Origin of the sequence: Xanthomonas hortorum, from assembly GCF_040279205.1 — a bacterium.
Taxonomy (GTDB): Bacteria; Pseudomonadota; Gammaproteobacteria; order Xanthomonadales; family Xanthomonadaceae; genus Xanthomonas; species Xanthomonas hortorum_F.
This window is the reverse complement of sequence record NZ_JBEOLS010000021.1, coordinates 47,348-71,991: the sequence shown is the minus strand read 5'-3', so window position 1 is coordinate 71,991 and position 24,644 is coordinate 47,348. Positions and strand designations below refer to the sequence as shown.

Here is a 24,644-nt window from a genome sequence, read left to right as displayed (position 1 = left end):
ATGAAGCGTTATCGATAGTGCTTCATCGCGCGCAAGCGCGCTCCTACCAGGCAGTGCGAAGCAATCGCCTACACCAACACGTTGCCGGATCGATCGCTGCGCACCTTGGGCCTGTGGCGTTGCCGCATCCAGCGGCAGCGCTGGATGCGGCTGGCTTCAGCGCAGGCCGGTCTCGGCGCGCGCAATCACTAGCCTTTGGATTTCCGAGGTGCCTTCGTAGATCTCGGTGATCTTGGCATCGCGGAAGTAACGCTCCAGCGGCATTTCCTTCGAGTAGCCCATACCGCCATGGATCTGCACCGCTTGATGGGTGATCCACATTGCCGCCTCCGAGGCGGTGAGCTTGGCCACGGCCGCTTCGGTGCCGAACTTCTGACCCTGCCCCTTCAACCAGGCCGCGCGCAGCGTGAGCAGCAGCGCTGCATCCAGCTTGCACTTCATGTCGGCGATCTTGGCCTGGGTCATCTGGAAGGTGCCGATGGCCGCGCCGAACGCCTTGCGCTCTTTCACGTAAGCCAGCGTGGCCTCGTACGCCGCACGCGCGATGCCGACCGCCTGCGAGGCGATGCCGATACGCCCGGCGTCGAGCACGCTCATCGCAGTCTTGAAGCCCTCGCCCTCCACGCCCAGCACCTCGTCGGGCTGCGCGATGTAATCGGCAAACTCGATCTCGCACGTGGCCGACGCACGGATGCCGAGCTTGGGTTCGGTCTTGCCGCGATGGAAGCCGGCCCGATCGGCGTCCACCATGAAAGCTGTGATGCCGCGCGAGCCCTTGTCCGGCTCGGTCACTGCAAACAGCACGATGTACTTGGCGACGGGGCCGGAGGTGATCCAGCTCTTCTTGCCATTGATCACGAAGCTGCCATCGGCCTGTTTGACCGCGCGGCAGCGCATCGCCGAGGCATCCGAACCGGACTGCGGCTCGGTCAGCGCGAACGCACCGATCTGCGCACCTTCGGCAATCGCACGCACGTACAGCTGCTTCTGCGCCTCGCTGCCGTTCTTCAAAATACCGGTGCAGAACAGCGAATTGTTGACCGACACGATGGTGGAGTGCGCGCCGTCGGCGGCAGCAATTTCGATCATCGCCAGCGCGTAGCTGATCGGGTCCATGCCGGCGCCACCGTACTCGGCCGGTACTTCGATGCCCATCAGGCCGTTTTCACCGAGCAGGCGGATGTTGTCCAGCGGGAACTCGCCACTGCGGTCGAACTGTTCGGCGCTGGGGGCGATCTTTTCCTGGGCGATGCGGCGCGCCACATCCTGGATCATCAATTGTTCTTCGGTAAAGCTGAAATCCACGTCGCATCCCTCCAGGCCTAGGCTGAGCACCCATTGTAGCCACAACCATTCGCATGCGTATGTAGTTGACCCCACACCCCGCCCGGCCGAAAATATCTCCATATCGCGATATAGAGATATTCATGGATCTGGAAGACTGGTCGGCGCGCCTGAAGGTGTTTGCCGACGCCACCCGAGTGCGCCTGCTGACCTTGCTTGAGCAGGAAGAACTCACCGTGGCCGAGCTGTCGGCCATCACCCGTCTGGCCCAGCCGCGCGTGTCCACCCACCTGGCCAAGCTCAAGGAAGCCGGGCTGGTACGCGACCGCCGCGCTGGCGTCTCGGCCTATTACCGCTTCGACGAGGTGTCGCTGGACCCGGCGCAGCGCGCCTTGTGGCTGGCGCTGAGCACCGGCAGCGACGACCCACTGTTGCGCCAGGACGCTGAGCGCGTGGCCGCCGTGCTGGCCAACCGCGCCGCCGACCAGAACTGGGCCGATTCGGTGGCCGGCGATATGGAGCGGCATTACTCGCCCGGGCGCACCTGGGAAGCGCTGGCGCGCACCGCCCTGCCCTTGCTGGAGACCGGTGACGTGCTCGACATCGCCTCCGGCGACGGCGTGCTGGCCGAGCTGGTGGCCCCGCACGCCACCCGCTACATCTGCATCGACACCAGCGCGCGCGTGGTCGCCGCCGCCAGCGAGCGCCTCCGCAAACTGCGCAATGTGGAAGTGCGCGAAGGCGACATGCATGCGCTGCCGTTCCCGGATGCCAGCTTCGACCTGGTGGTGCTGATGCACGCGCTCACCTACGCGGCCAAGCCGGCGCAGGCGGTGGCCGAATCCGCGCGCGTGCTGCGCCCCGGCGGCCGCCTGTTGCTGTGCAGCCTGGCCAAGCACGAACACCGTGCCGCGGTGCATGCCTATGGCCATGTCAACCTCGGTTTTGCGTCCAAGGAACTACGCAAGTTCGCCGAGAAAGCCGGGCTGGACGTGTCCAGCCTGGAGACGGTGACGCGCGAGAAGCGCCCGCCGCATTTCGAGGTGATTTCATTGATTGCGGTGAAGCCGGGAATCGGGAGTCGGGAATCGGGAATCGTTGAAAGCGGCGCCACTGCCTCACGGAGAATCGCATCATGACGCCCGCCGCAATCTCAAATCCCCAATCTCCAATCCCGTTTGCACTGCCCTGGCTGCATCCCGAGCGCGCCGCCAGGCTGACTGCCGCGCTCGCCGAACGCATCCTCATCATCGACGGCGCGATGGGCACCATGATCCAGCGCCACGATCTGCAGGAGCCCGACTATCGCGGCACCCGCTTTGCCGACGGTTACGACAGCGCGCAGGTGCACGTGCATGGCCCGGGCTGCGATCACGCACACGCACCGGAAGGCCACGACCTGAAAGGCAACAACGATCTGCTGTTGCTGTCGCGCCCGGAGATCATCGCCGGCATCCATCGCGCCTATCTGGACGCCGGTGCCGACCTCCTGGAAACCAATACCTTCAACGCCACCTCGGTAAGCCAGGCCGACTATCACCTGGAACATCTGGTCTACGAATTGAACAAGGCCGGCGCGCAGGTCGCGCGCGCCTGCTGCGACGAAGTCGAGGCGCTGACCCCGCACAAGCCGCGCTTCGTGATCGGCGTGCTCGGCCCCACCAGCCGCACCGCTTCGATCAGCCCGGACGTCAACGACCCCGGCTACCGCAACACCAGTTTCGACGCCTTGCGCGACACCTATCGCGAGGCCATCGACGGCCTGATCGACGGCGGCGCCGACACGCTGATGGTGGAAACCATCTTCGACACGCTCAACGCCAAGGCCGCGCTGTATGCGATCGAGGAAGTGTTCGAAGCGCGCGGCGGACGCCTGCCGGTGATGATCTCCGGCACCATCACCGATGCCTCCGGACGCACCTTGTCCGGCCAGACGGCCGAGGCGTTTTACGCCTCGGTCGCGCACGGGCGGCCGCTGTCGGTGGGCCTGAACTGCGCGCTCGGTGCCAAGGACCTGCGCCCGCATGTGGAAACGCTGGCGCAGATTGCCGACGCCTATGTCAGCGCGCATCCCAATGCCGGCCTGCCGAATGCCTTCGGCGAGTACGACGAAACCCCGGAAGAAATGGCCGAAACCCTGCGCGAATTTGCGCAGGCCGGCCTGCTCAATCTGGTCGGCGGCTGCTGCGGCACCTCGCCGGATCACATCCGTGCGATCGCCCAAGCGGTCGCCGACCTGCCGCCGCGGCAATTGCCTGGCGCGCAGGAGCTTGCTGCGTGATGCAAAGCGATGACACTCATCCGTCCTTCGGGCACCTTCATCCACATGCCGGGGAAGCAGGCGTGCAGCGCCGGATGAGTGCGGACGACTGCGTCCCGCCACTTCCTTTTCCGATCCGGGCTAGCAACGCGGCCGCCCTTCTTCAGAGCATCGCATGAGCACTCCCCGCCACACCCGCCTGTCCGGCCTGGAACCGCTGGTCATCACCCCGGACCTGTTGTTCGTCAACGTGGGCGAGCGCACCAACGTCACCGGCAGCGCGCAGTTCCGCAAGCTGATCAAGGAAGAGCGCTACGAAGAGGCCGTGGAGGTGGCACGCCAGCAGGTCGCCAACGGTGCACAGATCCTCGACGTCAACATGGACGAGGGCCTGATCGATTCGGAAAAGGCGATGACGCGTTTTCTCAACCTGATCATGTCCGAGCCGGATATCGCGCGCATTCCGGTGATGGTGGACTCGTCCAAGTGGAGCGTGATCGAAGCCGGCCTGAAGTGCCTGCAAGGCAAGAGCGTGGTCAACTCGATCTCGCTCAAGGAAGGCGAAGCGCTGTTCATTGAACAGGCACGCAAGGTGCTGCGCTATGGCGCTGCCGCGGTGGTGATGGCCTTCGATGAAGTGGGCCAGGCCGATACCTGCGCGCGCAAGGTCGAGATCTGCACGCGCGCCTACAAGGTGCTGACTGAGCAGGTGGGCTTTCCGCCGGAAGACATCATCTTCGACCCGAACATCTTTGCCGTGGCCACCGGCATCGAGGAGCACGACAACTACGCGGTGGACTTCATCGAAGCCACCCGGCAGATCAAACGCACGCTGCCGCATTGCCATGTTTCCGGCGGCGTTTCCAACGTGTCGTTCTCGTTCCGCGGCAACGAGATGGTGCGCCAGGCGATCCACTCGGTGTTCCTGTTCCATGCGATCAAGGCCGGCATGGACATGGGCATCGTCAACGCCGGCGGCATGCTGATCTACGACGAGCTGGACCCGGAGCTGCGCGAGCGCGTGGAGGACGTGATCCTCAATCGCCGCAAGGACGGCACCGAACGCTTGCTGGAAATTGCAGAGCGCTACAAGGGCAGCAAGGGCGCGGCGAAAGTCGAAGACCTGGCCTGGCGCGAGAAGCCGGTGCGCGCACGCCTGGCGCATGCGCTGGTGCATGGCATCGATGCGTTCGTGGAGACCGATACCGAAGAAGCGCGGCAACAGTCCACACGCCCGCTGGATGTGATCGAAGGCCCGCTGATGGACGGCATGAATGTGGTCGGCGACCTGTTCGGCGCGGGCAAAATGTTCCTGCCGCAGGTGGTCAAATCCGCACGTGTGATGAAGAAAGCGGTGGCGTATCTGTTGCCGTACATCGAAGCGGAAAAGCTGCGCACCGGCGATGTCGGCAAGTCCAACGGCAAGATCATCATGGCCACGGTCAAGGGCGATGTGCACGACATCGGCAAGAACATCGTCGGCGTGGTGTTGGCATGCAACAACTTCGACGTGGTGGATCTGGGCGTGATGGTGTCGGCGCAGGTGATCCTGGACCGGGCGCGTGCGGAGAATGCCGATCTGATTGGGCTATCCGGCTTGATCACGCCGTCGCTGGAAGAAATGTCGCATGTTGCGCGCGAGATGCAGCGACAGGGGTTCGAGATTCCGTTGTTGATCGGTGGCGCCACCACCTCGCGCGCGCACACCGCACTGAAGATCGACCCGCATTACAAAGCACCCACCGTGTGGGTGAAGGACGCCTCGCGCGCAGTGGGCGTTGCGCAATCGCTGATCTCGCGCGATCTGCGCCAGGCCTTCGTGGCCGCCAACGATGCCGACTACGCGGAGATCCGCACCCGCCACAGAAATCGGGGCGATGCAAAACGCCTGGTCTCGCTGGAAAAGGCACGCGCACAGCGTTTCGATGGCGATTGGGACAACTACGTGCCGCCTACCCCGCGTCAGCCGGGCGTGCATGTGTTCGACGACTATCCGCTGCAGGAATTGATCGAGCTGATCGACTGGACTCCGTTCTTTCAGGCCTGGGAACTGGCCGGCAAGTTCCCGGCAATTCTCAGCGATGAAGTGGTCGGTCCGCAGGCCAACGAGTTGTATCGCGATGCACGCAGGATGTTGCGCACGATCGTCGCCGAGAAGTGGCTGACCGCGAAGGCCGTGTTCGGGCTGTGGCCGGCCAACAGTGTGGGCGATGATGTGGAAGTGGTCCTGACGGACAACCGGGATTCAGCGATCGGGATTGAGGATTCGCAGCTGCCCAGCCAATCCCAAATTCCGAATTCCCAATCCCGGCAGCTCTTGCACTTCCTGCGCCAGCAGGTCGACAAACCCGTCGACCGCCCCGACTTCTGTCTGGCCGATTTCATCGCACCCAAGACCAGCGGCAAGCAGGACTGGATCGGTGCGTTTGCAGTCACTGCCGGCATTGGTATCGACCCGCATGTGGCCCGTTTCGAAGCGGCGCACGACGACTACAACGCGATCCTGCTCAAGGCCTTGGCCGACCGTCTGGCCGAAGCGCTCGCCGAGCGTTTGCATCAGCGTGTGCGTACCGAGTTCTGGGGGTACATCGAAGACGAGGGCTTGGACAACGAGGCACTGATCGCCGAGCGCTATCGCGGCATCCGTCCTGCGCCCGGCTACCCTGCATGCCCGGAACATAGCGAAAAACGCACCTTGTTCGATCTGCTCGACGCCGAGCGCAACACCACGATGACGCTGACCGAAAGCTTCGCGATGCTGCCTACCGCGGCGGTCTCGGGTTATTACTTCAGCCACCCCAAGAGCCAGTATTTCGTGGTCGGGCGAGTGGGCAAGGAACAGGTTGCCGATTACGCCAGACGCAAGGGCATCACACTTGCGCTGGCCGAACGCTGGTTGGCATCGAATCTGGATTACGACCCGGAGTGATGGCAGCTGATCTGCCGCCTGGATGCTCTGCCGCCTGGCTGCAGGGCCCTTGCCCGCCCACCGTCGCGGGACACGCCGCAAGTACGTCCCTGTAGGCTCTTACGCGGCATCCATGCCGCGTAAGGTCCCGCGACAGTGGGCTGACAAGGACCTGTCGAGATGGTCGGTGAGCATGGCTTTCAACAAAGCAACCGACAAACTTTCTGGTGCGGTGTCCTCACCGTTTGCGGGACCGTGTGGCGGCATGGATGCCGCCACCGAGCCTACACGGACGTACTTGCGGCGTGTCCCGCAAGCGGTGAGGGCACCGCGCCCTCGAACGATTAGCCTTCTGACCTCAACGTCTGACTGCATCTAAACGCCGCTAAGAGTCGATATCTCGACGTCTTGAAGTCATTGAACGGTCGGCACACCTCGCCGACCGTGTCGCATCACGCAGCCGGCCGCAACACGTTCAAGACTTCGTAGCACGCACCCATGGTGTGGTAATCGGTCTTGCCGGCGGGGCTCTTCTCATCGCTGTACTTGCGATTGTCCGCATCCAGAATGCGATACCAGGCGCCATAGCGGTGGTCGATCATGTGCTTCCAGGAGTACTCCCAGAGCTTGTCGTACCACTGCCAATAACGCGCTTCGCCGCTGCGCTGCGCCAGCAAGGCCGCGGCCGCCAGCGACTCGGCCTGCACCCAGAAATACTTGTCGTCGTCGCAAACCTTGCCATCGGGGTCGAAGCCGTAATACAGCCCACCGCGCTGCGCATCCCATGAGCGCTCTACGGCCACATCGAACAGGTGTTGCGCGGTCGGCAGCAGCCAATCGGTCGGCGCGTAGCGATCCAGCAGCATCAGCAGCTTGGCCCATTCGGTCTGGTGGCCCGGCTGGAAGCCCCAGGGGCGGAACAGGTGCTTGGGATTGTCGCGGTTGTAGTCCCAGTCGATGTTCCACTGCAGATCGTAGTGTTCCCACACCAGGCCGTCTGCCTTGGCTGCCTGACGCCGGGTCATGGTGTCGGCCAGCGACAGTGCGCGGTCCAGATAGCGTTGCTCGCCACTGGCCTCGTACGCGGCAATCATCGCCTCGCACATGTGCATGTTGGCGTTCTGGCCGCGGTAGCTGGTGAAGTTGAATTGCGCATCGGCTTCGTCGCGGTACAGACCGAATTCCGGCTCCCAGAAATATTTTTCCAGCAGCTGCCAGGTTTCGTCCATCCATGCGCGCGCCTCTTCGATGCCGGCCTTCAGGCCGCACGAATACGCCAGCAGCACGAACGCCACGCCGTAGCAGTGATTCATGTCGTCTTCGACCACGCCATCGCGCAAGGTCCATGCGTAGCCGCCGGTGGCCGGATTGCGATGTACATTGCGCAAATAATCCAGGCCGTGGCGTACCGCTTCCAGATACTGCGCATCGCCGAATTCGCGATAGGCCATCGCGTAGTTGAAGACAAAGCGCGTACTGCTGACCAGATGCCGATGCCCGGCGTCGTAGATCGCACCATCGTCGCGGAAATACTGGAAAAACCCACCCGCCGGATCGATCGCGCGCGGATGGTAGAACGCCATGGTGTCGGCGATATGCTGACGCAGCACATCGGCCGAGCGGAAATCGGGTGCGGGGGTCGCAGGCAAACGGCTCATGATTGTTCCTGGATCAAAGAATGGACTTCATCGACGCTCGGCATCGCGGCGAACGCGCCTTTGCGCGTTACCGCCAGCGCACCGACCGCCGCAGCAAAGCGGATCACCTCGGTGATCGCAGCGGCATCACCACACAGCTGCTCCAGCGTGGCCGCGCGTGCCGCCAGCTGAAACAACAAACCACCGACGAACGCATCGCCGGCTGCGGTGCTGTCGCGTACCTGCACATGGAACGCCGGCACCTGGCCGGAATCGGTGCGTGTCTGCCAATGCACCGGCCCGCCACCATCGGTGACCAGCAACCAGCTGGCCTGGCCCTGCCACAGCTTCTGGGTGACCGTGCTGGCATCGCCATCGAGCGTGCCGGCCAGGTAATCGAGTTCTTCGCGCGAGAGCTTGACCACATCGGCCAACGCCAACGCCTCCCACAGCAACGCTGCCGGATCCACATCCTGCGGCCACAACATCGGGCGCAGATTGAGATCCAGGCTGACGATGGCGCCATCGGCGCGCGCGCGGCGCATGCCATCGAGCGTGCACTGCGCAATCGCAGGCTCGGTCATGCTGTTGGAGCACACATGCAACACGGCGGCCTGCTTGAAACCGTCGGCAGCAAAGTGCTCGGGACGGAACAACAGATCCGCTGCCGGCGGGCGATAGAAACTGAAACTGCGCTCGCCAGCTTCATCCAATGCAACGAAGGCCAGCGCAGTCTTGGCCTGATCGGTGCGCACGATGCCATCGGTGGCGACGCCGGCCTGCTGCAGACTCTGCAGCAGAAAATCGCCGAACATATCGCGCCCTAGCATGCCGACAAAATGCGCCGCACCGCCCAGCCGCGCCACCGCAACGGCGACGTTGGCCGGCGCACCACCAGCGTATTGCGCAAACGTGCGCGCCTCGTCCGCACCGGCCGGCGGCAACGCCAGCATGTCGATCAAGGCCTCACCAAAACAGACCACCCGATTCTTGACAGCACTCATGCGCGCGCCTCCGCCAGTGCGCCGCGCAGACGCGAGCCCCAGATGCCGTAGAACACGATGTACAGGTAGCACAGCAGCGGCAGCACGAACGACTCGTGCAGACCGATGCTGTCGGCCAGCAAACCTTGCAGATACGGCACGATGGCGCCGCCGACAATCGCCATGATCAACAGGCTCGATGCGCGGCCGGTCAGCGGACCAAGGCGCTCGATGCCCAGCGTAAAGATGGTCGGGAACATGATCGAGTTGAACAAGCCGATCGCCACCAATGCATACACCGCCAGCATGCCGCCGCTGGCCATGGTCAGGCCCAGCAGCAGTGCATTGATTGCAGCGAACACCGACAACAACACACGCGGCGACAGCTTGGCCAGCAAGGCCGAACCGATGAAGCGACCGATCATCGCCAGCGTCCAGTACGCCGACACGTAGTTGGTCGCCTCACGCTCGGTGAAACCACCGATCTGCGGCAACGAGAAGTAATTGACCATCAGGCTACCGATCGCCACTTCCGCGCCGACATAGAAGAAGATCGCCAATACACCAAAGCGCACATGCGGATGCGCCAGCGCATCCAGCAGCGAATGCCTGCTTTCATCCTTCTGCGCGCCCGCATCGGTCAGGGCCGGCAGACGGAACAGGAATACGAAGATCGCCAGCAGAAACAGCACAATGCCAAGGCCGATGTAAGGCCCCTGCACCGCCTGCGCTTCCTGCACGCGATAGGCCAGCTGCTCGGCTTCCGGCAGCACCTTGAGCTGGTCGCCGCTCATCACGGTGTTGGACAGGATCAGCCAGCCACCGAACAGCGGCGCGATTGCGGTGCCCAACGAATTGAGCGCCTGCGCCAGGGTCAAACGGCTGGACGCACTGCGCTCCGGACCCAGCAACGCCACATACGGATTGGCCGCCACCTGCAAGATGGTGATGCCGGTGGCAAGCACGAACAGCGCGCCGAGAAATGCGCCATAGACGCGCAGTTCCGCCGCAGGCCAGAAGCCCAATGCACCGACCGCAGCAACCGCCAGACCGGCAACGATGCCTTGCTTGTAGCCAAGCCTGGCCACCAGCCAACCGGCAGGCAGCGACATCAGGAAATACGCACCGAAGAAGGTGAACTGCACCAGCATCGCCTGCGCGAAGTTGAGTTCGAACACCGCCTTCAGATGCGGAATCAGAATGTCGTTGAGGCAGGTGAGAAAGCCCCACATGAAAAAGATCGTGGTGACGACCGACAACGCAACGCCGTTGTTGACCGGCGCCTTGTTGCCGCTTGGCACAGTGGATTGCGTGGAAAGGGAAACCATAGGAATTGCCTGGTCAGCGGCCTGAGGCCTTGGTGGGGGAATGAGCGGGGGAATCGCCTGGGGGATGATGCGTCAGCACGGATGGCGAGCAGGCGCTGCTCGCACGGATGTTCAATGCGACTGCGGCGGTCAGGCGCTGCGATGCGCGCTCCGGACTGCCAATGCGTTGCAGCACCAGCTGCGCGGCTTGCCTGCCGCGCGCACGCGGATCTGCGGCCAACGTAGTCAATGCCGGTGTAAACAAGGCCGCTTCGGCGATGTCGTCGAAGCCGGTCACTGCGAAATCGCGGCCCGGCACGATGCCGTGCATCGCCAGCGCGGCCATCAAGCCCAGCGCAACGCTGTCGTTGTAGCAAACCGCAGCGGTTGCAGCGTGGTCGGCGCTATCGAGCATGCGCGCGCCGCACAGCGCGGCGTCCTGACGATTCGGTGCGGATTCGACGTAGTGCACGGTAAAGCCAGCATTCGTCATCGCGCGGGTGTAGCCAGCGCGGCGCTGGCGGCAGGAACTGGATTCGGCATGGCCACCGAAAAACACGATGCGCCGATGGCCCTGCGCGATCAGATGCTCGCAGGCGAGAAACGCACCCTGTTCGTTATCCAGCGCCAGCAGATCCCACTGCGCGCCCTCCACTTCGCGGTTGAATAACACCACGTTGTGCTGGCGCCCCAGCACCTGGGTCAGTGCCTGGGCCTGGCTGCCTTCGGCCGGCGACAGGATGATGCCGGCGGGCGTGTGCTCCATCAGCGAGGTCAGCACCGCCTGCTGGCGCTGCGTGGATTCGCCAGTGCTGCCGAGCAGGGTGACGTAGCCGGCCGCACCCAAGGCCTCATCCACACCTGCAGCGAACTCGGCGAAGAATGGATTGGACAGATCGTTGATGACCAGCGCAATGCTGGACGAGGTGCGGCAGCGCAGATTGGCGGCGGCACGGTTGTAGACGTAGTTCTGCCGATCCAGCTCGGCCTCCACGCGCGCGCGCGTGGTCGCATGCACCAGCGGGCTGCCGCGCAACACCAAAGACACGGTCGCGCGCGATACGCCGATGGCGCCGGCGATATCGCGCAGCGTCACTGCACCGCGTCGAATGCGGCGCGCATCGCCGTCATCCGGGGCGGCCGGCATCGGCTTGGCACGCGTCATGTAGCCGGCTTTGCAGTGGAAGAAATGCGCATGTATCTGGGGTTGATTGGATCGATCCAATTAGGCCTTTTCCGGCAAATCAATGCATGCGGCAGTGCAGCATATTCAGTTCGTGCGGGCTGGACCGGCTAGCGCCGTGTTACCCGAGCCGCAAGCCCTGCGCCTGGCTCCTGCGTCGATTCGAAAGGCACGGCTTGGCCGTCGCCCCACAAACCTCCATCACTGAAACGCGATCGACAAGCCGATCCCGCCCTGCCAATCCGGGCTCTCCGAAGTCAGCCCACGCAGCACCGACACATCCAGTTGCATCGCATGCGGCAGCTGCCAGGCGCCGCCGGCGCCAGCCACGCGTGAATGCTCGCTGCCGGTATCGAAGCCCGCTTCCACATAGCTGCTGAAACGCTCGCCGGAAAAGAACGTGTAATTGGGCGAGAAGGTCCAGGTGTGCCCGTCGTTGTCGCGCGCATAGTTGACGTACAGCGCCAGCGCGCGCTCCTGTGCCAGATCCCACGACGCGGTCACGCCCAGCTCGCGCGCGTAGCCATCGCTGAAATCAGGGCTGCCGGTCGGCACGCTGTAGCTGGCGAGCGCGGCCCAATGAAAGCTGTCCGAACGCGACGGCAGTGCGACCTTCAAGCCGATATGGCTGTCGCCACCGCCATGCACGCGCGCGCCACCGCCGCGCTGCCAGTTGTAACTGTCGCTGCCCAGCTGCAGCTCCACGTTCTGCAAAAAGCCCAGACGCAGCAACGTATCGGCGGTGTACTGCGTGATCCGCTGCCCATCGGCGCGGTCGGTGCTCGCATCCGGCAAGCCCTGTTCCCAAGCAAACACACCCGGCTGCAGCGTTTCGGCAGCGAACGGAATCCCGGGGCGATCGAATGCCGGCGCCTCGTCTGCCTGTGCGGCTGCCTGCTGACTAAGCGCGCAGAGCACAAGCCCCAATAATCCAACCGACACAGCGTTGCGACGCCCATGCATGCACGGAACACGGCGCACTGCTGAGCGCACTGATGCATCGGCACACGGTGGCAGGGAATTCGAAGACATGGACATACGCGACACCATCGGCAGGAAGTGAGCAGCGACGCCGCGGACACCGTGCCCGCAGACGTCGACCAACAACGCCGCGCATGGTGCCGCGCGCGCCGTGACCGGCCTGTGTATCGCCAGCCGCGCGTTTGCTGCATCGCTCAACTCGCACGCGCGCGCAAGCAACGATCCAGCTGCGCAACGCCAAGGCATGCGCCAAAACAGATGGGCACCCATCAGGTGCCCATGTTTCAACAAAAGCATGTCGTGCAGCGTTACCAGACCAGGTCGTCGGGCACCTGATACTGGGGGTCCGCATACGGGTCGTCGCTTGCCGGTGCATTCGGATCCACCTTCAATGCGACCGAAGGTGCGAACACCGATTCGGCTTCGGCCAGCAACTCGGCGGTAACCAGCAGATAACGCCCGTTGAGCTGCAACACACCCAGCTCGCCGGCATTGAGCGCCTTGAGCTGATCGGCGGTCACGTAGATGCGCTTGATCTTGCCGCCATACGGAAAATGCCGGGCGATATCGGCATCGGCATGATTCAGGCCCTTGTCCTTGAGCAATTCTTCGAGCTTGGCCTTGGCTTCGCGACGCAGGCGTGCTTCTTCCTGCTTCAGTCGCTCGGCTTCGATCCGTTCGTCCTTCTCGCGCTGCGCACGGATCGCATAGGCCTTGGCCAGATCGATGTCTTCGCGCGTGCGTGCCGGTTTGGGGCCGCGACGCTCTGCATTGGCATGCTGCGGACGTGGCGAGGCTGCTGGCTTGCCATCGTTGCGACGATCAGGCCTGCCGTTGCTTGTGCGCTCATGCTTGCCGTCGGTCGCCGCAGCGGCGTGCGGCCGCTGCGGTCCCCTGCCCTGGCCACCCGGCGTGTTGCCGCCGGGTGCGGGCCTGCCACCGTTGCCATGGTGACGCGCGGCAGGCCGTGCGTCGGGTTTGCGTTCGGGCTTGGGGGCGGACTTGAAGCCCAACCCAAGCAACTGGTCACGTAAGGTATCGCTCATGGCGGTGGCAATCTGCAATCAATAGTGCGGAGGCGGCGGTTCGTCCGCTGCATCGGCAAACAACGTGGAGCGCACCTTGCCCAGATCCTCGAGCAGGTGGCGGATCAGCTCGGCATTGCGGGCGCCCGTCAAACGGGCGTCCGCAAGTGCTTCACTCAGTTCATTGAGCGCGTGCTCCTGAAAGGAGAGCCGCGTTTCCAGTTCAACCAACCGCGCGTCCAGTTCCTGGTCGCGCGGCGAGAGTTGCTCATGCATGCAACGAACGGCCTCGTCCGATGGCGTAGTAAGCCAGGCCGGCAGCTTCGATTTCCTGCGGGTCGTAAAGGTTGCGACCGTCGAATACGACGTCGTCCTTCAAGGCCTGCTTGATCTTGCCGAAATCCGGGCTGCGGAACTGCTTCCACTCGGTGACCACCACCAGCGCATCGGCGCCGTCCAGAGCAGCGAAGGCTTCGTCGCAGAAGGTCAGATCGTCGCGCTCACCGAAGATGCGCTTGGCTTCGTGGGTGGCTTCCGGATCGTAGGCACGCACGGTGGCGCCGGCTTCCCACAACTGCGCCAGCAGACGACGGCTGGAGGCCGCACGCATGTCGTCGGTATTGGGCTTGAACGCCAGGCCCCACACCGCGAAGGTCTTGCCGGCAAGGCTGCCGCCGGCTTCGCCGCCGTAGTGACGCTGCACCAGTTCGAACAAATGACCCTTCTGCGCGTTGTTGACGCTTTCCACCGCGTTGAGCAGGGTCGGCTGCATGCCGTACTGCTCGGCGGTCTTGGCCAGCGCCTGCACGTCCTTGGGGAAGCACGAGCCGCCATAACCGGCACCGGGATAGATGAAGTGCCAGCCGATGCGCGGATCCGAACCGATACCGTTACGCACGTGCTCCACGTCCGCACCGACACGCTCGGCAATGTTGGCGATCTCATTCATGAAACTGATCTTGGTCGCCAGCATCGCGTTGGCCGCGTACTTGGTCAGCTCGGCCGAACGCACGTCCATCTCGACGATGCGATCGCGGTTGCGATTGAACGGTGCATACAGACGGCGCATGCGTGCAATCGCTGCCGGCTTGGTGGCACCGATCACGATGCGATCCGGACGCATGCAGTCGGCAACGGCGTCGCCTTCCTTCAGGAATTCCGGATTGGAGACGACGTCGAACTCATGCTCCACGCCACGTGCATCCAGTTCTTCCTGGATCGCCACGCGCACCTTGTCGGCGGTACCGACCGGCACCGTGGACTTGTTGACGACCACCGACGGGCCGTCGATATGACGACCGACGGTACGCGCAACTGCCAGCACGTACTGCAGGTCGGCACTGCCATCCTCATCCGGCGGCGTGCCCACGGCGATGAAGGTGATTTCGCCATGCGCAATCGCCTCGGCAGCATCGCTGGTGAAGCGCAACCGGCCAGAGGCGTGGTTGGCTTTCACCATCGGCTCCAAGCCGGGTTCATAGATGGGGATCACCCCTCGATTGAGACCATCAACTTTCGCCTGGTCGATATCCACGCAGATAACGTGATGACCTACTTCGGCCAGACAGGTACCGGTGACTAGACCAACATAGCCGGTACCAAAGATCGCAACTCGCATGGGGGGGGATACTCCTGTGGGGGATCAGGGAAGGATACCCATCAGTTCGACATCGAACGTCAACGTTGCGTCTGGTCCGATCGGCCCCCCCTGCGTGCCGTTCGGGCCATAGGCCAAGTTGGATGGAATCCAGAAACGATATTTCGAACCGACCGGCATCAGTGCGACGCCCTCGGTCCAACCTGCAATGACTTGATTCAGACCGAACTCGGCCGGCTGGCCGCGCTGGTAGGAACTGTCGAACACCTGCCCGTTGAGCAGCTTGCCTTCGTAGTTCACGCGCACCGTATTGGTGGGCATCGGACGCTCGCCGCTACCCTGGCGCAACACCGTGTACTGCAAGCCCGAGGCCGTGGTGATCACGCCTTTTTCGGTCTTGTTCTTGGCGAGGAACGCATTGCCTTCTTCGCGATTCTTGGCACCGGCAGCGCCCTGCTTGGCAGAGGCGAAGGCCTGCATCGTCGCTGCGGCTTCCTGCTGGGTCAGACGCGTGGTGCCCTTGGCGAACACGGTACGCACGGCTTCCATCAGGATGCTCAGATCGATCTCGTCCTTGATGCCGGCCAACGACGGGCCGACCGCGCGATCGCCCAGCATCAGGCCGACGTTTTCCTTGGACGGCGCTGCAGGCGCGCTACCCGGGGCCATGCCCGGAACCTGCTGGCCGTTACGCGCTGCCAGCGCAGTGCGCAGGGCGGTATCGGTGGCCTGGGTCTGCTCATCGGACAACAACGGCTTGCCGCCCTTGAATGCATTTTCGATGGCGCGTTGCAGTGCGCTTACATCGATGTCCTGGGCAATCGGCTCGAACGAGCGCGCCACATCCATACCGATGGCGTAGCTGACGTTGTCGCGGGTGCTCTTCTCAGACGATGCATTCACAACTGGCTTCTCCTTGGTGGCCGCTGCGGCCGGTTGCTGTGACATCGCCGGCATCGATGCCGACAGTGCCACCATCAGTAGCGACGCCGCCGCGCCGCGCTTTCCCATCTTCATTCGATGCACTTCCCGAAAGTGAAAAGACACGCCGACGCCGGCGCTGAATGCGCATTGTCGCATGTGCGCGCCGCGTTGCGAGAGCCGCGCTCAGCGCGACGGTGCCTTGAGCTCGCGTTCGATTGCCGCCAACACGCTCGGATCGTCCGGTTTGATCTTGCTGGGAAACTGCGCCACCACGCGTCCATCGCGACTAATCAAATACTTGTGGAAGTTCCAACCCGGCGCAACGCCGGTGGCTTGCGTCAAGCGCTGATACAGCGGCGTCGCATCCTTGCCCAGCACATGCACCTTCTCAAACATCGGGAACTTGACGCCATAGGTCAGCGTGCAGAATTCCTGGATCTGCTTCTCAGATCCCGGTTCCTGCCCCTGGAAATCGTTGGACGGAAAGCCCAGCACCGAAAAACCGCGGCTACCGAAGCGCTTGTTCAGCGCTTCCAGTCCTTCGTACTGCGGGGTGTAGCCGCATTTGCTGGCGGTGTTGACCACCATCACCACCTTGCCGCCGTAAGTACGGTTCAGGTTGATTGGCGCCTTGCCGGCCAGCGGCCGGTAGTCCAGATCCAGCACCGGCGCACCTGCGGCCAGCGCCGAGGCGGAAAAAAAGCCAGCAAATACAATGACCAGCAAACGATTGAGCAACATGCGCGATCCCCTTGAATAGGTTCCGGCCCCTCGCAGATGCGGGGTGCCATCAGTTGGGTATGACAGACAGTTGACTGCCTGCGTGTCGGTGTTATAGTTAGATACAACACCAGTCATCCAACGCAGGGGAAAGCATGAACAGCACACGCTTCACGCGACCAGCTCCATTGCTGCTGCTCGGCAGCACCCTGTTCGCCATTGGTTGCCTGGGAGCCGCTTCCAGTCTGGTCACGGAGTCCGGCGCCGATTATGGCGTGTCGGAGGCGGTTACGGAAAACGCGACAACTCCCCCCGAGGAGCGCACCCGGCCCAGCCGGCACCTGCGCGCTTCGCTGTCGATGCCCTATTTCTCCTTCGCGCAGGTTCTGCGCCCACGGAGCTGATCATGAACGACATCCAATGGAGCGACGGCGCTCCCATCTACCGCCAACTCAAGGAACGGGTCATTGCCATGATGCTCGATGGAATCCTCAAACCTGGCGACGCCCTGCCCTCGGTGCGCCAGGTGGCGGCGGACTACCAACTCAATCCCATTACCGTCTCGCGCGCCTACCAGGAGTTGGCCGACGAGAATCTGGTGGAAAAACGCCGCGGCCTGGGCATGTTCATGACCCCGGAAGCCGCACAGAAATTGCGCGGCAGCGAGCGCGAGCGTTTCTTGAATGAAGAATGGCCCGCAGTGCTGGAACGCATCCAGCGCCTGGGACTGTCCATCGACGATCTGTTGCCACAGGGAAAAACACCATGACCGCCGTCTCCTCCGACCATGTGGTCGACGCACGTGGCCTGCGCAAGGCCTACAAGCATCGGCTCGCGCTGGACAACACCAGTTTCACCATTGCCACCGGGCGCATCGTTGGATTGATCGGCCCCAACGGCGCCGGCAAGACCACCGCGCTCAAGGCGGTGCTGGGGCTGACCGATTTCGACGGCGAGTTGAGCGTGCTCGGCATGGATCCGCGCACCCAGCGCAACGCACTGATGAACGAGGTCTGCTTCATCGCCGACGTGGCGGTGCTGCCGCGCTGGCTGCGGGTTGGCGAGGCGATCGATTTCGTTGCCGGCGTGCATCCGCGCTTCGATCGCGCCAAGTGCGAGCGCTTTTTGGCCAATACGCAGCTCAACCGCAAATCGCGGGTGCGCGAATTGTCCAAGGGCATGATCGTGCAGCTGCATCTGGCGCTGGTGATGGCCATCGACGCACGCATCCTGGTGCTGGACGAGCCCACCCTGGGCTTGGACATCCTGTATCGCAAGCAGTTCTACCAGCGCCTGCTGGAAGACTATTTCGATGAGCAAAAAACCATCATCGTCACCACCCACCAGGTGGAAGAGATCGAACACATCCTCACCGATGTGATGTTCATCCGCGACGGCCGCATCGTGCTGACCGCCGACATGGAAAACGTGGCCGAGCGCTACACCGAAGTGCTGGTGGGTGCCGAGCATCTCGAGGCTGCCAGAGCCATGAAGCCGATCGACGAGCGCAGCCTGCCGTTCGGCAAGACCGTGATGCTGTTCGATGGCGTGCCGAAAGAGCAGCTCGCCCGCTTTGGCGAAACCCGCAATCCCGGCCTTGCCGACCTGTTCGTTGCGGTCATGAAGGGGACCTACGCATGAATGCACTCACCCACCAATCCTCTCCCGCCCGCACCTTCGGCTGGCTGCTCAAACGGGAATACTGGGAACACCGTGGCGGCTTCGTCTGGGCGCAGATCATCACTGGCGGCATCGCGGTGTTCTTCGCACTGCTGGGCGCGGTGATCGGGGCGATCAGCGCACGCCGCAACATGATCGGCGACAGCATGACGATGTCGGACATGGCCGAGTACACCCGCACCCTCGGCCAGGTCGGCGACGGCCTGCTGCTGGGCGGTATCGGAATCGCCTCGGTGGTCCTGGCATTCGTGGTGTTCTTCTATGCACTGGGCAGCCTGTACGACGACCGCCGCGACCGCAGCGTGCTGTTCTGGAAATCGCTGCCGGTGTCCGACGTGCAGACGGTGTTGTCCAAGGCCGCCTGGGCGCTGTTGCTGGCGCCGCTGATCGCCATCGCGATCGGCGTACTGGTCGGCCTGGCGCTGTGGTTGATCGCCATCGGCGGCGCGTTGATCGCCGGTGTGCCCAATCCATGGGGCTTGGCCACCCACTCGCATCCGTTCTCGTTGTTGTGGCTGATGCTGCAGACCGTTCCGATGAGCTTGCTGTGGTCGCTGCCGACCGTGGGCTGGCTGATGTTCTGCTCGGCCTGGGCCACCAGCAAGCCGTTCCTGTGGGCGGTGCTGTTTCCGCTGCTGGCCTGCGTGATGCTGAGCATCCTTTCGGCAATGCCGGGCGTATCGCTGCCGATCGGCTGGATCTGGTACATCGTCGGCTACCGCGGCCTGCTCAGCGCCCTGCCCGGCACCTGGTCGCCACTTGCAGTCAGCGGCAACCTGGATAGCAGTGCGATGCAGAACCCTAGCGATCTGGTGCAGTGGGTGCTGCAGCACACCGATAGCAGGCTGGTCTACGGCAACCCCGACATCTGGATCGGCGCCGCCATCGGCGTGGTGCTGATCGCTGCCTCCATCTATCTGCGCCGTCGGCGCTCCGAAGCCTGACTAAAGGACACCCCATGCGTTCGCACCTGCATCTGAGTCTGGCCATCTTGTTCGCGTTGCCCGGCGCTGCGTTTGCCCAGGAGCAATGCAAATTCTCCGAGCCGCGCAACCTGGAGCTGAAACTGAGCGGAGTGAAGTCGGTGTTGTTCGAGGTCGCCTCCAACGACCTGCATCTGGATGCCTCGCCGGGCAGTAGCGGGCGTCTGAGCGGCCGCGCCTGTGCAGCACGCGCCGATCTGCTCAAAGGACTGACCGTCACCCAGAAGCGCGTCGGCGACAAGTTGGTGGTGACGCTGGACGACGACCGCAGCATGCGCATCTCCGTGGGCGACAGCTACGCGTACCTGGATCTGCGCGGCAGCGTGCCCGACACGCTGCTGCTGCAGTTCGACGTGGGTTCCGGCGATGCGGAGATCTCCGGTGCGGCAGCGGTCAGTGCCGACGTCGGCTCTGGCGACATGGCGATTCGTCGCACCAAGGGCCGCGTCACCGCCAAGGTCGGCTCCGGCGACATCGAGCTGGAAGACATGGGCGCGTTGCGTGTCTTGGCAGTGGGCTCGGGCGATCTCAAGGCCACGCACGTGCGTGGCGCAGCAGAGGTCGGCAAGGTCGGCTCGGGCGACGTCAAACTGCGCGGCGTTGCCGGCAACGTCAAGCTCGGCACGATCGGCTCCGGCGATGTCGACATCGACGACGTGCAAGGCGATGTGGGCGTGGACGCGGTCAACTCCGGCACACTGAGCGTGCGCAAGGTGCGCGGCAACGTCAGCGTGGCGCGCAAGGGTAGCGGCGATATCGACGTCAGCGATGTCACCGGCAGCACGCGCGTGCCGACCGACAACTGATCACTCATTGACGATTCGAGGGGGAACTGCTGATGAAACTGTTGATTTCTGTGGTGTTGGCGAGCGCGCTGTTGGTCGGTTGTGGCAAGTCCGAGCCCACGGTCAATGTATCGGGCCAGGCCAGCGGCAGTGGCGTGACCTTCAACGGCAAGAGCGTGACACTCAAGCGTGACGGCTTGCCTGCAGCCACCATCGGTGTGGATGGCGCGCTCAGCATCGATGGCAAGCCGGTAACCTTGAACGATGCGCAGCGGCAGGCGATGCGCAACTTCTACGCGCAGATCCAGGGCGTGGCCGAAAAAGGCATCGACATCGGCACCCAAGGTGCAGCGTTTGGCGCGCATGCGGCGGGCGAAGCGCTCAAGGGCGTGCTCAGCGGCAACACCGACCAGATCGGCGACAAGATCGAAGCACAGGCGGACAGCTTCAAGCACAACGCCATGCAGATCTGCGATCAACTGGCCAAACTGCGCGCCGCGCAGGACGCCGCTGCGCAACTGGTGCCGGCGTTTGCGCCCTACTCCACCCTTACGCAACACGACGTTGACGACTGCCGCAAGTAAGTGCGGCCGTGACAGCCGCTGCGCAAGCGTTGGCAGGCGCAGCGGCTTCCCGAATCGGATGGAGCGCATACCCATGCCGATTCCTGCACGCGAGTTGAGCGCCACCTTGGCCTGCGACATTTTGTCAGCCATGCCATGTAACCCTGGCCCGGATCGCCTGGCCGGGGCGGGATTACACTAGTGCGCTCCCCTCAACCCATCGATCCCATGAACAAGTTCGTGATGCTCTGCATGGCGCTGCTGCTGTGCACTCTCGCCGCCTGCGGCGACCAGTCGTCCCGGCGCGCCGAACGTGGCAAGCCGCGCGTTGCGATCACCACCCAATCGGTGATGATCCGCCGCCCACCGGCTGCCAATGCGGAAATCACCCCGGACGGCACACTGAAGATCGACGATATTGCGCTACCGCAGAAAGAGCCGACGCGCGCCAAGCTGCAGCTGCTGTTCGGGCACCTGCAGATGCTGCGTCAGCAGGCCGTCAACGATGCCGGCGCGGACCCGGAATACAAGTCGATCAAGCTGACGGTCACCCCGGACATCCAGAAGATCAGCGGCGAATTACTCAATGAGATCCCGTCGCTGCAGCCGTATCGCGAGAGCTTCGGCAACGTGCAGGCCGAGCGGCACTGAGTAGCGAAGTTGCGCGAAGGCCGTAGATTGGCAAGAACCTTGCGTAGGAGCGCACTTGTGCGCGATGTGGCTTCATCGGGAAGTCCCCATCGCGCACAAGTGCGCTCCTACACACACGCAGCAGTGATCAGCCACCGCCGCCAGTGCTGCCGGCCTGGATACCGCCACGCGTCAGCGCGGCCGGATCCAGCAAACGCCGCAGATCCGCTTCGCTGAGCCCGCTGTCCTCCAGGGCCACGTCAAGCACCGGGCGCTGCTCCTTGTAGGCACGCTTGGCGATTGCGGCGGCCTTCTCGTAGCCGATGATCGGGTTGAGCGCAGTGACCAGGATCGGATTGCGATCCAGCGCCTCGCGCACGCGCTCCTGACGCACCTTCAGCCCGGCGATTGCGGTATCGGCCAGCAGACGCGACACATTGCCCAGCAGGGTGATCGAATCCAGCAGGTTGTAGGCGATCAGCGGCAGGGTCACATTCAACTGGAAGTTGCCGGTCTGCCCGGCCACGGTGATCGCGGTGTGGTGGCCGATGACCTGCGCGCAGGCCATCACGGTGGCTTCGGGAATCACCGGGTTGACCTTGCCCGGCATGATCGAGCTACCCGGCTGCAGCGCCGGCAATTCGATCTCGCCAAGCCCCGCCAACGGGCCGGCATTCATCCAGCGCAGATCATTGGCGATCTTGATCAAGGCCACCGCCAGCGCATTGAGCTGACCGGACAGTTCCACCGCATCGTCCTGCGCGGCCAGGCCTTCGAACTTGTTGTCCGCACTCTCGAACTTGAACTTGCTCAAATTCGACAAGGCCTTGGCCACCTTGCCGCCGAAACGCGGATCGGCATTGATGCCGGTGCCGATCGCAGTACCGCCCAGCGGCAGACGTCGCAAACGCTTGAGTGCGTCGTCGATGCGCTCCTGCGCCGAACTCAGCTGCGCCGACCATGCACCGAATTCCTGGCCGAAGGTCAGCGGCATCGCATCCATCAGATGCGTGCGCCCGGTCTTGACGATCTTGTCCAGGCCCTTGGCACGCTTGTCGATGGTCTTGCGCAGATGCTTGAGCGCCGGCTGCAGATGCTCTTGCACCGCCAGCAACGCAGAGACGCGGATTGCCGTGGGCACCACATCATTGGAACTCTGCCCGAGATTGACGTGATCGTTGGGATGCACCGCGTCCTTGCCGGCACGCGTGGCCAGCGTCGCAATGACCTCGTTGGCATTCATGTTGGATGAGGTGCCCGAGCCGGTCTGATAGACATCGATCGGAAACTGCGCATCGAAGGTGCCCTCGGCCACCTGCAAGGCGGCGTCCTGCACCGTCTTGGCGATCGACTTGGGCAGCAATCCCAGTTCGGCATTGACACCGGCGGCGGCGGCCTTGATCAAGCCCAGCGCGCGGATGAAACCACGCGGCATCGGCTGACCCGATACCGGAAAATTCTGCACGGCACGCTGGGTCTGCGCGCCCCACAATGCATCGGCAGGTACCTGCAATTCGCCCATGCTGTCGTGTTCGGTTCTGAAACGTTCGCTCATCTGCACTCTCCGCACATCGTTGGATTTGTGGTCAAGGAAGGCTGGCAGCGGGCGTACCCGGGCTGGCGAGGCTGCCTACGATACTCGCTCGCAGCGTTGCGACCATGTCGTCGCAAGCCGTGGGCTAGACTGCCCATCGATCAATACGAGGTACCACGCCGCCATGGGCGACGACCCTGACTGTAGAAACACAGCACCTGCGTCTTTCTCTTCTGAACACCGCAGCATCGCTTACGCGCAGCAGATAGCGCATAGACCTATCGCCGATGCACAGCACGCAGGCGTACGCCATGCTCGGTAATGTGCTGCTGCTGTTGGTCGCCTTGCTGCTGGTGCTGTTGAACGGCTTCTTCGTCGCCGCCGAATTTGCGCTGGTCAAACTACGCCATACCCAGGCGGTGGGCCTGGCGCAAAACAACGGCTGGCGCGGGCGTTTGCTGCTCGGGGTGCATGCGCATCTGGATGCGTATCTGTCGGCCTGCCAGCTGGGTATTACCTTGGCCTCGCTCGGCTTGGGCTGGGTCGGCGAACCTGCGTTTGCGCATCTGCTACAGCCGCTGTTCGACCTGCTCGGTCTGTCGCCGGAAGCGGCGCAATTCACCGCATTGGCCATTGCCTTCAGCCTGATTTCGTTCCTGCACATCGTGCTGGGCGAACTGGCGCCCAAGACCATGGCCATTCGCCGCCCGGAGCTGATGTCGCTGTGGACCGCCGCACCGCTATACGTCTTTTACTGGGCCATGTATCCGGCGATCTGGGTGCTCAATACCAGCGCCAATCGGTTGCTGCGGGTGCTCGGCTGGGGCGAGGTGGAACATCACTCGCATCGCTATTCGCGCGAGGAACTGATGCTCATCGTCGGCCGCCAGGATCCCAACGCTGCCACGCCCGATCACGGGCTGGCCTTGATGAGCCATGCGCTGGAATTGCCCGACCTGGTCGCCGGCGACCTGATGCGCCCGCGCGAGCACATGCGCAGCCTGCGCGAAGGCATGACGCTGGAATCGGTGCTGGCCGAGTTCAGCGAGTCGCGCTATAGCCGCTACCCGTGGTTCGATGCCGAGGGCGAGCAGGTACTGGGTATCCTGCATACCAAGGACCTGCTGGTGGCGATGGCGCGCGGCCAGGCCCTGGACGATCTGCGCCCGCTGCTGCGTCCGGCTACCCTGCTGACCCTGGAAACCCCGATCCCCAGTGCGCTGGAGCAGTTCCGCACCGGCGCCACCCATCTGGCGCTGTGCGTGGAGGACCAGGGCCGCATCCTGGGCTTCTTCACCCTGGAAGACCTGCTGGAAGTGATGGTCGGCGAGATCGAGGACGAGCATCGCCACGTGGTGCGCGATGCGCCGATCCGCAGCCAGGACGGCTCGCTGCTGGTGGCCGGCAGCACCTCGATCTTCCGCCTGGAACGCCTGCTCGGCCGGGATCTGAGCGCGCCGGACCACGTCAATTCGGTCGGCGGGCTGATCGTGCACAGGCTGCAGCGGCTGCCGGAAGAAGGCGAAACCCTGCAGCTGGACGGCCACGCGCTGACCGTGCGGCGTATGGACGGGCACCGGATCCAGGCGATCACCGTCCGCCCGATCGGCGAAGCGAGCGCCGGGGCGGCGTAGAATACCCACCCCCGCCAGCCTCCCAG

The 24,644-nt window shown here is 63.5% G+C and carries 23 protein-coding genes; 11 read left to right on the top strand and 12 right to left on the bottom strand.

What is annotated here, in order from left to right:
- Positions 1 to 156: 156 nt before the first annotated feature.
- On the bottom strand, positions 157 to 1,275 hold the full coding sequence (locus ABS769_RS10685) for an acyl-CoA dehydrogenase family protein (protein ID WP_225307002.1): 1,119 nt from the start codon (positions 1,273 to 1,275) through the stop codon (positions 157 to 159).
- Between the two features lie 152 nt (positions 1,276 to 1,427).
- Here ABS769_RS10685 and ABS769_RS10680 point away from each other — a divergent pair, with 152 nt between their 5' ends.
- The 3 genes from ABS769_RS10680 to metH all read left to right on the top strand — a co-directional run bounded on the left by ABS769_RS10680 (position 1,428) and on the right by metH (position 6,473).
- Positions 1,428 to 2,423: an ArsR/SmtB family transcription factor gene (locus tag ABS769_RS10680; RefSeq protein WP_317061622.1), complete on the top strand. Its 996-nt coding sequence runs from the start codon at positions 1,428 to 1,430 to the stop codon at positions 2,421 to 2,423.
- Positions 2,420 to 3,565 (top strand): homocysteine S-methyltransferase family protein, encoded by a 1,146-nt coding sequence (locus ABS769_RS10675; RefSeq protein ID WP_317061623.1) that lies wholly within the window; start codon positions 2,420 to 2,422, stop codon positions 3,563 to 3,565. The genes ABS769_RS10680 and ABS769_RS10675 overlap by 4 nt, the downstream gene beginning before the upstream one ends.
- Positions 3,566 to 3,719: 154 nt before the next feature.
- On the top strand, positions 3,720 to 6,473 hold the full coding sequence (gene metH / locus ABS769_RS10670; protein WP_317061624.1) for a methionine synthase: 2,754 nt from the start codon (positions 3,720 to 3,722) through the stop codon (positions 6,471 to 6,473).
- Positions 6,474 to 6,904: 431 nt separating this feature from the next.
- On the opposite strand, the gene ABS769_RS10665 is transcribed toward metH, so the two are convergent.
- The 10 genes from ABS769_RS10665 to ABS769_RS10620 all read right to left on the bottom strand — a co-directional run bounded on the left by ABS769_RS10665 (position 6,905) and on the right by ABS769_RS10620 (position 16,830).
- Entirely contained in the window at positions 6,905 to 8,110 is a 1,206-nt protein-coding gene (locus ABS769_RS10665) for an AGE family epimerase/isomerase (protein WP_317061625.1), read from the bottom strand.
- Positions 8,107 to 9,093 carry a carbohydrate kinase family protein gene (locus ABS769_RS10660; RefSeq protein ID WP_317061627.1) on the bottom strand — a complete coding sequence of 329 codons (987 nt, stop codon included), beginning with the start codon at positions 9,091 to 9,093 and terminating at the stop codon, positions 8,107 to 8,109. Before ABS769_RS10660 ends, ABS769_RS10665 begins: the two co-directional genes overlap by 4 nt.
- Complete coding sequence (gene fucP / locus ABS769_RS10655) at positions 9,090 to 10,400, bottom strand: L-fucose:H+ symporter permease (RefSeq protein ID WP_317061628.1); 1,311 nt, start codon at positions 10,398 to 10,400, stop codon at positions 9,090 to 9,092. Before fucP ends, ABS769_RS10660 begins: the two co-directional genes overlap by 4 nt.
- A gap of 13 nt (positions 10,401 to 10,413) precedes the next feature.
- Positions 10,414 to 11,544, bottom strand: a complete 1,131-nt coding sequence (locus ABS769_RS10650) for a LacI family DNA-binding transcriptional regulator (RefSeq protein WP_317061629.1) — start codon at positions 11,542 to 11,544, stop codon at positions 10,414 to 10,416.
- A 219-nt stretch (positions 11,545 to 11,763) separates the two neighbouring features.
- A complete protein-coding gene (locus ABS769_RS10645; protein ID WP_430544155.1) occupies positions 11,764 to 12,612 on the bottom strand; it encodes a transporter in 849 nt (282 codons plus the stop codon).
- Between the two features lie 239 nt (positions 12,613 to 12,851).
- Complete coding sequence (locus tag ABS769_RS10640) at positions 12,852 to 13,589, bottom strand: DUF2058 domain-containing protein (RefSeq protein ID WP_345785021.1); 738 nt, start codon at positions 13,587 to 13,589, stop codon at positions 12,852 to 12,854.
- Positions 13,590 to 13,607: 18 nt separating this feature from the next.
- Entirely contained in the window at positions 13,608 to 13,844 is a 237-nt protein-coding gene (locus ABS769_RS10635; RefSeq protein ID WP_006448709.1) for a SlyX family protein, read from the bottom strand.
- On the bottom strand, positions 13,837 to 15,186 hold the full coding sequence (locus ABS769_RS10630; RefSeq protein ID WP_317061632.1) for a UDP-glucose dehydrogenase family protein: 1,350 nt from the start codon (positions 15,184 to 15,186) through the stop codon (positions 13,837 to 13,839). Before ABS769_RS10630 ends, ABS769_RS10635 begins: the two co-directional genes overlap by 8 nt.
- Before the next feature lie 24 nt (positions 15,187 to 15,210).
- Positions 15,211 to 16,182 carry an FKBP-type peptidyl-prolyl cis-trans isomerase gene (locus tag ABS769_RS10625; protein WP_168958518.1) on the bottom strand — a complete coding sequence of 324 codons (972 nt, stop codon included), beginning with the start codon at positions 16,180 to 16,182 and terminating at the stop codon, positions 15,211 to 15,213.
- A 90-nt stretch (positions 16,183 to 16,272) separates the two neighbouring features.
- On the bottom strand, positions 16,273 to 16,830 hold the full coding sequence (locus ABS769_RS10620) for a glutathione peroxidase (protein ID WP_317061633.1): 558 nt from the start codon (positions 16,828 to 16,830) through the stop codon (positions 16,273 to 16,275).
- Between the two features lie 134 nt (positions 16,831 to 16,964).
- On the opposite strand from ABS769_RS10620, the gene ABS769_RS10615 reads away from it, so the two are divergent.
- The 7 genes from ABS769_RS10615 to ABS769_RS10585 all read left to right on the top strand — a co-directional run bounded on the left by ABS769_RS10615 (position 16,965) and on the right by ABS769_RS10585 (position 21,471).
- The gene (locus tag ABS769_RS10615) at positions 16,965 to 17,213 is read left to right on the top strand and encodes a hypothetical protein (protein WP_043889124.1); all 249 of its coding nucleotides are present in this window, start codon (positions 16,965 to 16,967) and stop codon (positions 17,211 to 17,213) included.
- A 2-nt stretch (positions 17,214 to 17,215) separates the two neighbouring features.
- Positions 17,216 to 17,578 (top strand): GntR family transcriptional regulator, encoded by a 363-nt coding sequence (locus ABS769_RS10610; protein WP_003483692.1) that lies wholly within the window; start codon positions 17,216 to 17,218, stop codon positions 17,576 to 17,578.
- Positions 17,575 to 18,450 (top strand): ABC transporter ATP-binding protein, encoded by an 876-nt coding sequence (locus tag ABS769_RS10605; protein WP_317061637.1) that lies wholly within the window; start codon positions 17,575 to 17,577, stop codon positions 18,448 to 18,450. Before ABS769_RS10610 ends, ABS769_RS10605 begins: the two co-directional genes overlap by 4 nt.
- Positions 18,447 to 19,433 carry an ABC transporter permease gene (locus ABS769_RS10600; protein WP_317061638.1) on the top strand — a complete coding sequence of 329 codons (987 nt, stop codon included), beginning with the start codon at positions 18,447 to 18,449 and terminating at the stop codon, positions 19,431 to 19,433. The genes ABS769_RS10605 and ABS769_RS10600 overlap by 4 nt, the downstream gene beginning before the upstream one ends.
- Positions 19,434 to 19,447: 14 nt before the next feature.
- Positions 19,448 to 20,278, top strand: a complete 831-nt coding sequence (locus ABS769_RS10595) for a GIN domain-containing protein (RefSeq protein WP_350498152.1) — start codon at positions 19,448 to 19,450, stop codon at positions 20,276 to 20,278.
- Positions 20,279 to 20,310: 32 nt separating this feature from the next.
- Positions 20,311 to 20,841, top strand: a complete 531-nt coding sequence (locus ABS769_RS10590) for a DUF2884 family protein (protein ID WP_317061642.1) — start codon at positions 20,311 to 20,313, stop codon at positions 20,839 to 20,841.
- A gap of 207 nt (positions 20,842 to 21,048) precedes the next feature.
- Positions 21,049 to 21,471, top strand: coding sequence for a hypothetical protein (locus tag ABS769_RS10585; protein ID WP_317061643.1), 423 nt, complete (start codon positions 21,049 to 21,051; stop codon positions 21,469 to 21,471).
- 127 nt (positions 21,472 to 21,598) lie between these two features.
- Here ABS769_RS10585 and ABS769_RS10580 read toward each other — a convergent pair whose 3' ends face one another.
- Complete coding sequence (locus ABS769_RS10580) at positions 21,599 to 23,005, bottom strand: class II fumarate hydratase (protein WP_317061644.1); 1,407 nt, start codon at positions 23,003 to 23,005, stop codon at positions 21,599 to 21,601.
- A 266-nt stretch (positions 23,006 to 23,271) separates the two neighbouring features.
- Here ABS769_RS10580 and ABS769_RS10575 point away from each other — a divergent pair, with 266 nt between their 5' ends.
- Entirely contained in the window at positions 23,272 to 24,618 is a 1,347-nt protein-coding gene (locus ABS769_RS10575; protein WP_317061645.1) for a hemolysin family protein, read from the top strand.
- Positions 24,619 to 24,644 lie beyond the last annotated feature (26 nt).

What these genes read in the sequence shown, in the direction of transcription:
- ABS769_RS10685 (WP_225307002.1), bottom strand. Translation starts at nt 1,275, where the DNA reads ATGATCCAGGATGTGGCGCGCCGCATCGCCCAGGAAAAGATCGCCCCC.
- ABS769_RS10680 (WP_317061622.1), top strand. Translation starts at nt 1,428, where the DNA reads ATGGATCTGGAAGACTGGTCGGCGCGCCTGAAGGTGTTTGCCGACGCC.
- ABS769_RS10675 (WP_317061623.1), top strand. Translation starts at nt 2,420, where the DNA reads ATGACGCCCGCCGCAATCTCAAATCCCCAATCTCCAATCCCGTTTGCA.
- metH (WP_317061624.1), top strand. Translation starts at nt 3,720, where the DNA reads ATGAGCACTCCCCGCCACACCCGCCTGTCCGGCCTGGAACCGCTGGTC.
- ABS769_RS10665 (WP_317061625.1), bottom strand. Translation starts at nt 8,110, where the DNA reads ATGAGCCGTTTGCCTGCGACCCCCGCACCCGATTTCCGCTCGGCCGAT.
- ABS769_RS10660 (WP_317061627.1), bottom strand. Translation starts at nt 9,093, where the DNA reads ATGAGTGCTGTCAAGAATCGGGTGGTCTGTTTTGGTGAGGCCTTGATC.
- fucP (WP_317061628.1), bottom strand. Translation starts at nt 10,400, where the DNA reads ATGGTTTCCCTTTCCACGCAATCCACTGTGCCAAGCGGCAACAAGGCG.
- ABS769_RS10650 (WP_317061629.1), bottom strand. Translation starts at nt 11,544, where the DNA reads ATGACGCGTGCCAAGCCGATGCCGGCCGCCCCGGATGACGGCGATGCG.
- ABS769_RS10645 (WP_430544155.1), bottom strand. Translation starts at nt 12,612, where the DNA reads ATGGTGTCGCGTATGTCCATGTCTTCGAATTCCCTGCCACCGTGTGCC.
- ABS769_RS10640 (WP_345785021.1), bottom strand. Translation starts at nt 13,589, where the DNA reads ATGAGCGATACCTTACGTGACCAGTTGCTTGGGTTGGGCTTCAAGTCC.
- ABS769_RS10635 (WP_006448709.1), bottom strand. Translation starts at nt 13,844, where the DNA reads ATGCATGAGCAACTCTCGCCGCGCGACCAGGAACTGGACGCGCGGTTG.
- ABS769_RS10630 (WP_317061632.1), bottom strand. Translation starts at nt 15,186, where the DNA reads ATGCGAGTTGCGATCTTTGGTACCGGCTATGTTGGTCTAGTCACCGGT.
- ABS769_RS10625 (WP_168958518.1), bottom strand. Translation starts at nt 16,182, where the DNA reads ATGAAGATGGGAAAGCGCGGCGCGGCGGCGTCGCTACTGATGGTGGCA.
- ABS769_RS10620 (WP_317061633.1), bottom strand. Translation starts at nt 16,830, where the DNA reads ATGTTGCTCAATCGTTTGCTGGTCATTGTATTTGCTGGCTTTTTTTCC.
- ABS769_RS10615 (WP_043889124.1), top strand. Translation starts at nt 16,965, where the DNA reads ATGAACAGCACACGCTTCACGCGACCAGCTCCATTGCTGCTGCTCGGC.
- ABS769_RS10610 (WP_003483692.1), top strand. Translation starts at nt 17,216, where the DNA reads ATGAACGACATCCAATGGAGCGACGGCGCTCCCATCTACCGCCAACTC.
- ABS769_RS10605 (WP_317061637.1), top strand. Translation starts at nt 17,575, where the DNA reads ATGACCGCCGTCTCCTCCGACCATGTGGTCGACGCACGTGGCCTGCGC.
- ABS769_RS10600 (WP_317061638.1), top strand. Translation starts at nt 18,447, where the DNA reads ATGAATGCACTCACCCACCAATCCTCTCCCGCCCGCACCTTCGGCTGG.
- ABS769_RS10595 (WP_350498152.1), top strand. Translation starts at nt 19,448, where the DNA reads ATGCGTTCGCACCTGCATCTGAGTCTGGCCATCTTGTTCGCGTTGCCC.
- ABS769_RS10590 (WP_317061642.1), top strand. Translation starts at nt 20,311, where the DNA reads ATGAAACTGTTGATTTCTGTGGTGTTGGCGAGCGCGCTGTTGGTCGGT.
- ABS769_RS10585 (WP_317061643.1), top strand. Translation starts at nt 21,049, where the DNA reads ATGAACAAGTTCGTGATGCTCTGCATGGCGCTGCTGCTGTGCACTCTC.
- ABS769_RS10580 (WP_317061644.1), bottom strand. Translation starts at nt 23,005, where the DNA reads ATGAGCGAACGTTTCAGAACCGAACACGACAGCATGGGCGAATTGCAG.
- ABS769_RS10575 (WP_317061645.1), top strand. Translation starts at nt 23,272, where the DNA reads ATGCACAGCACGCAGGCGTACGCCATGCTCGGTAATGTGCTGCTGCTG.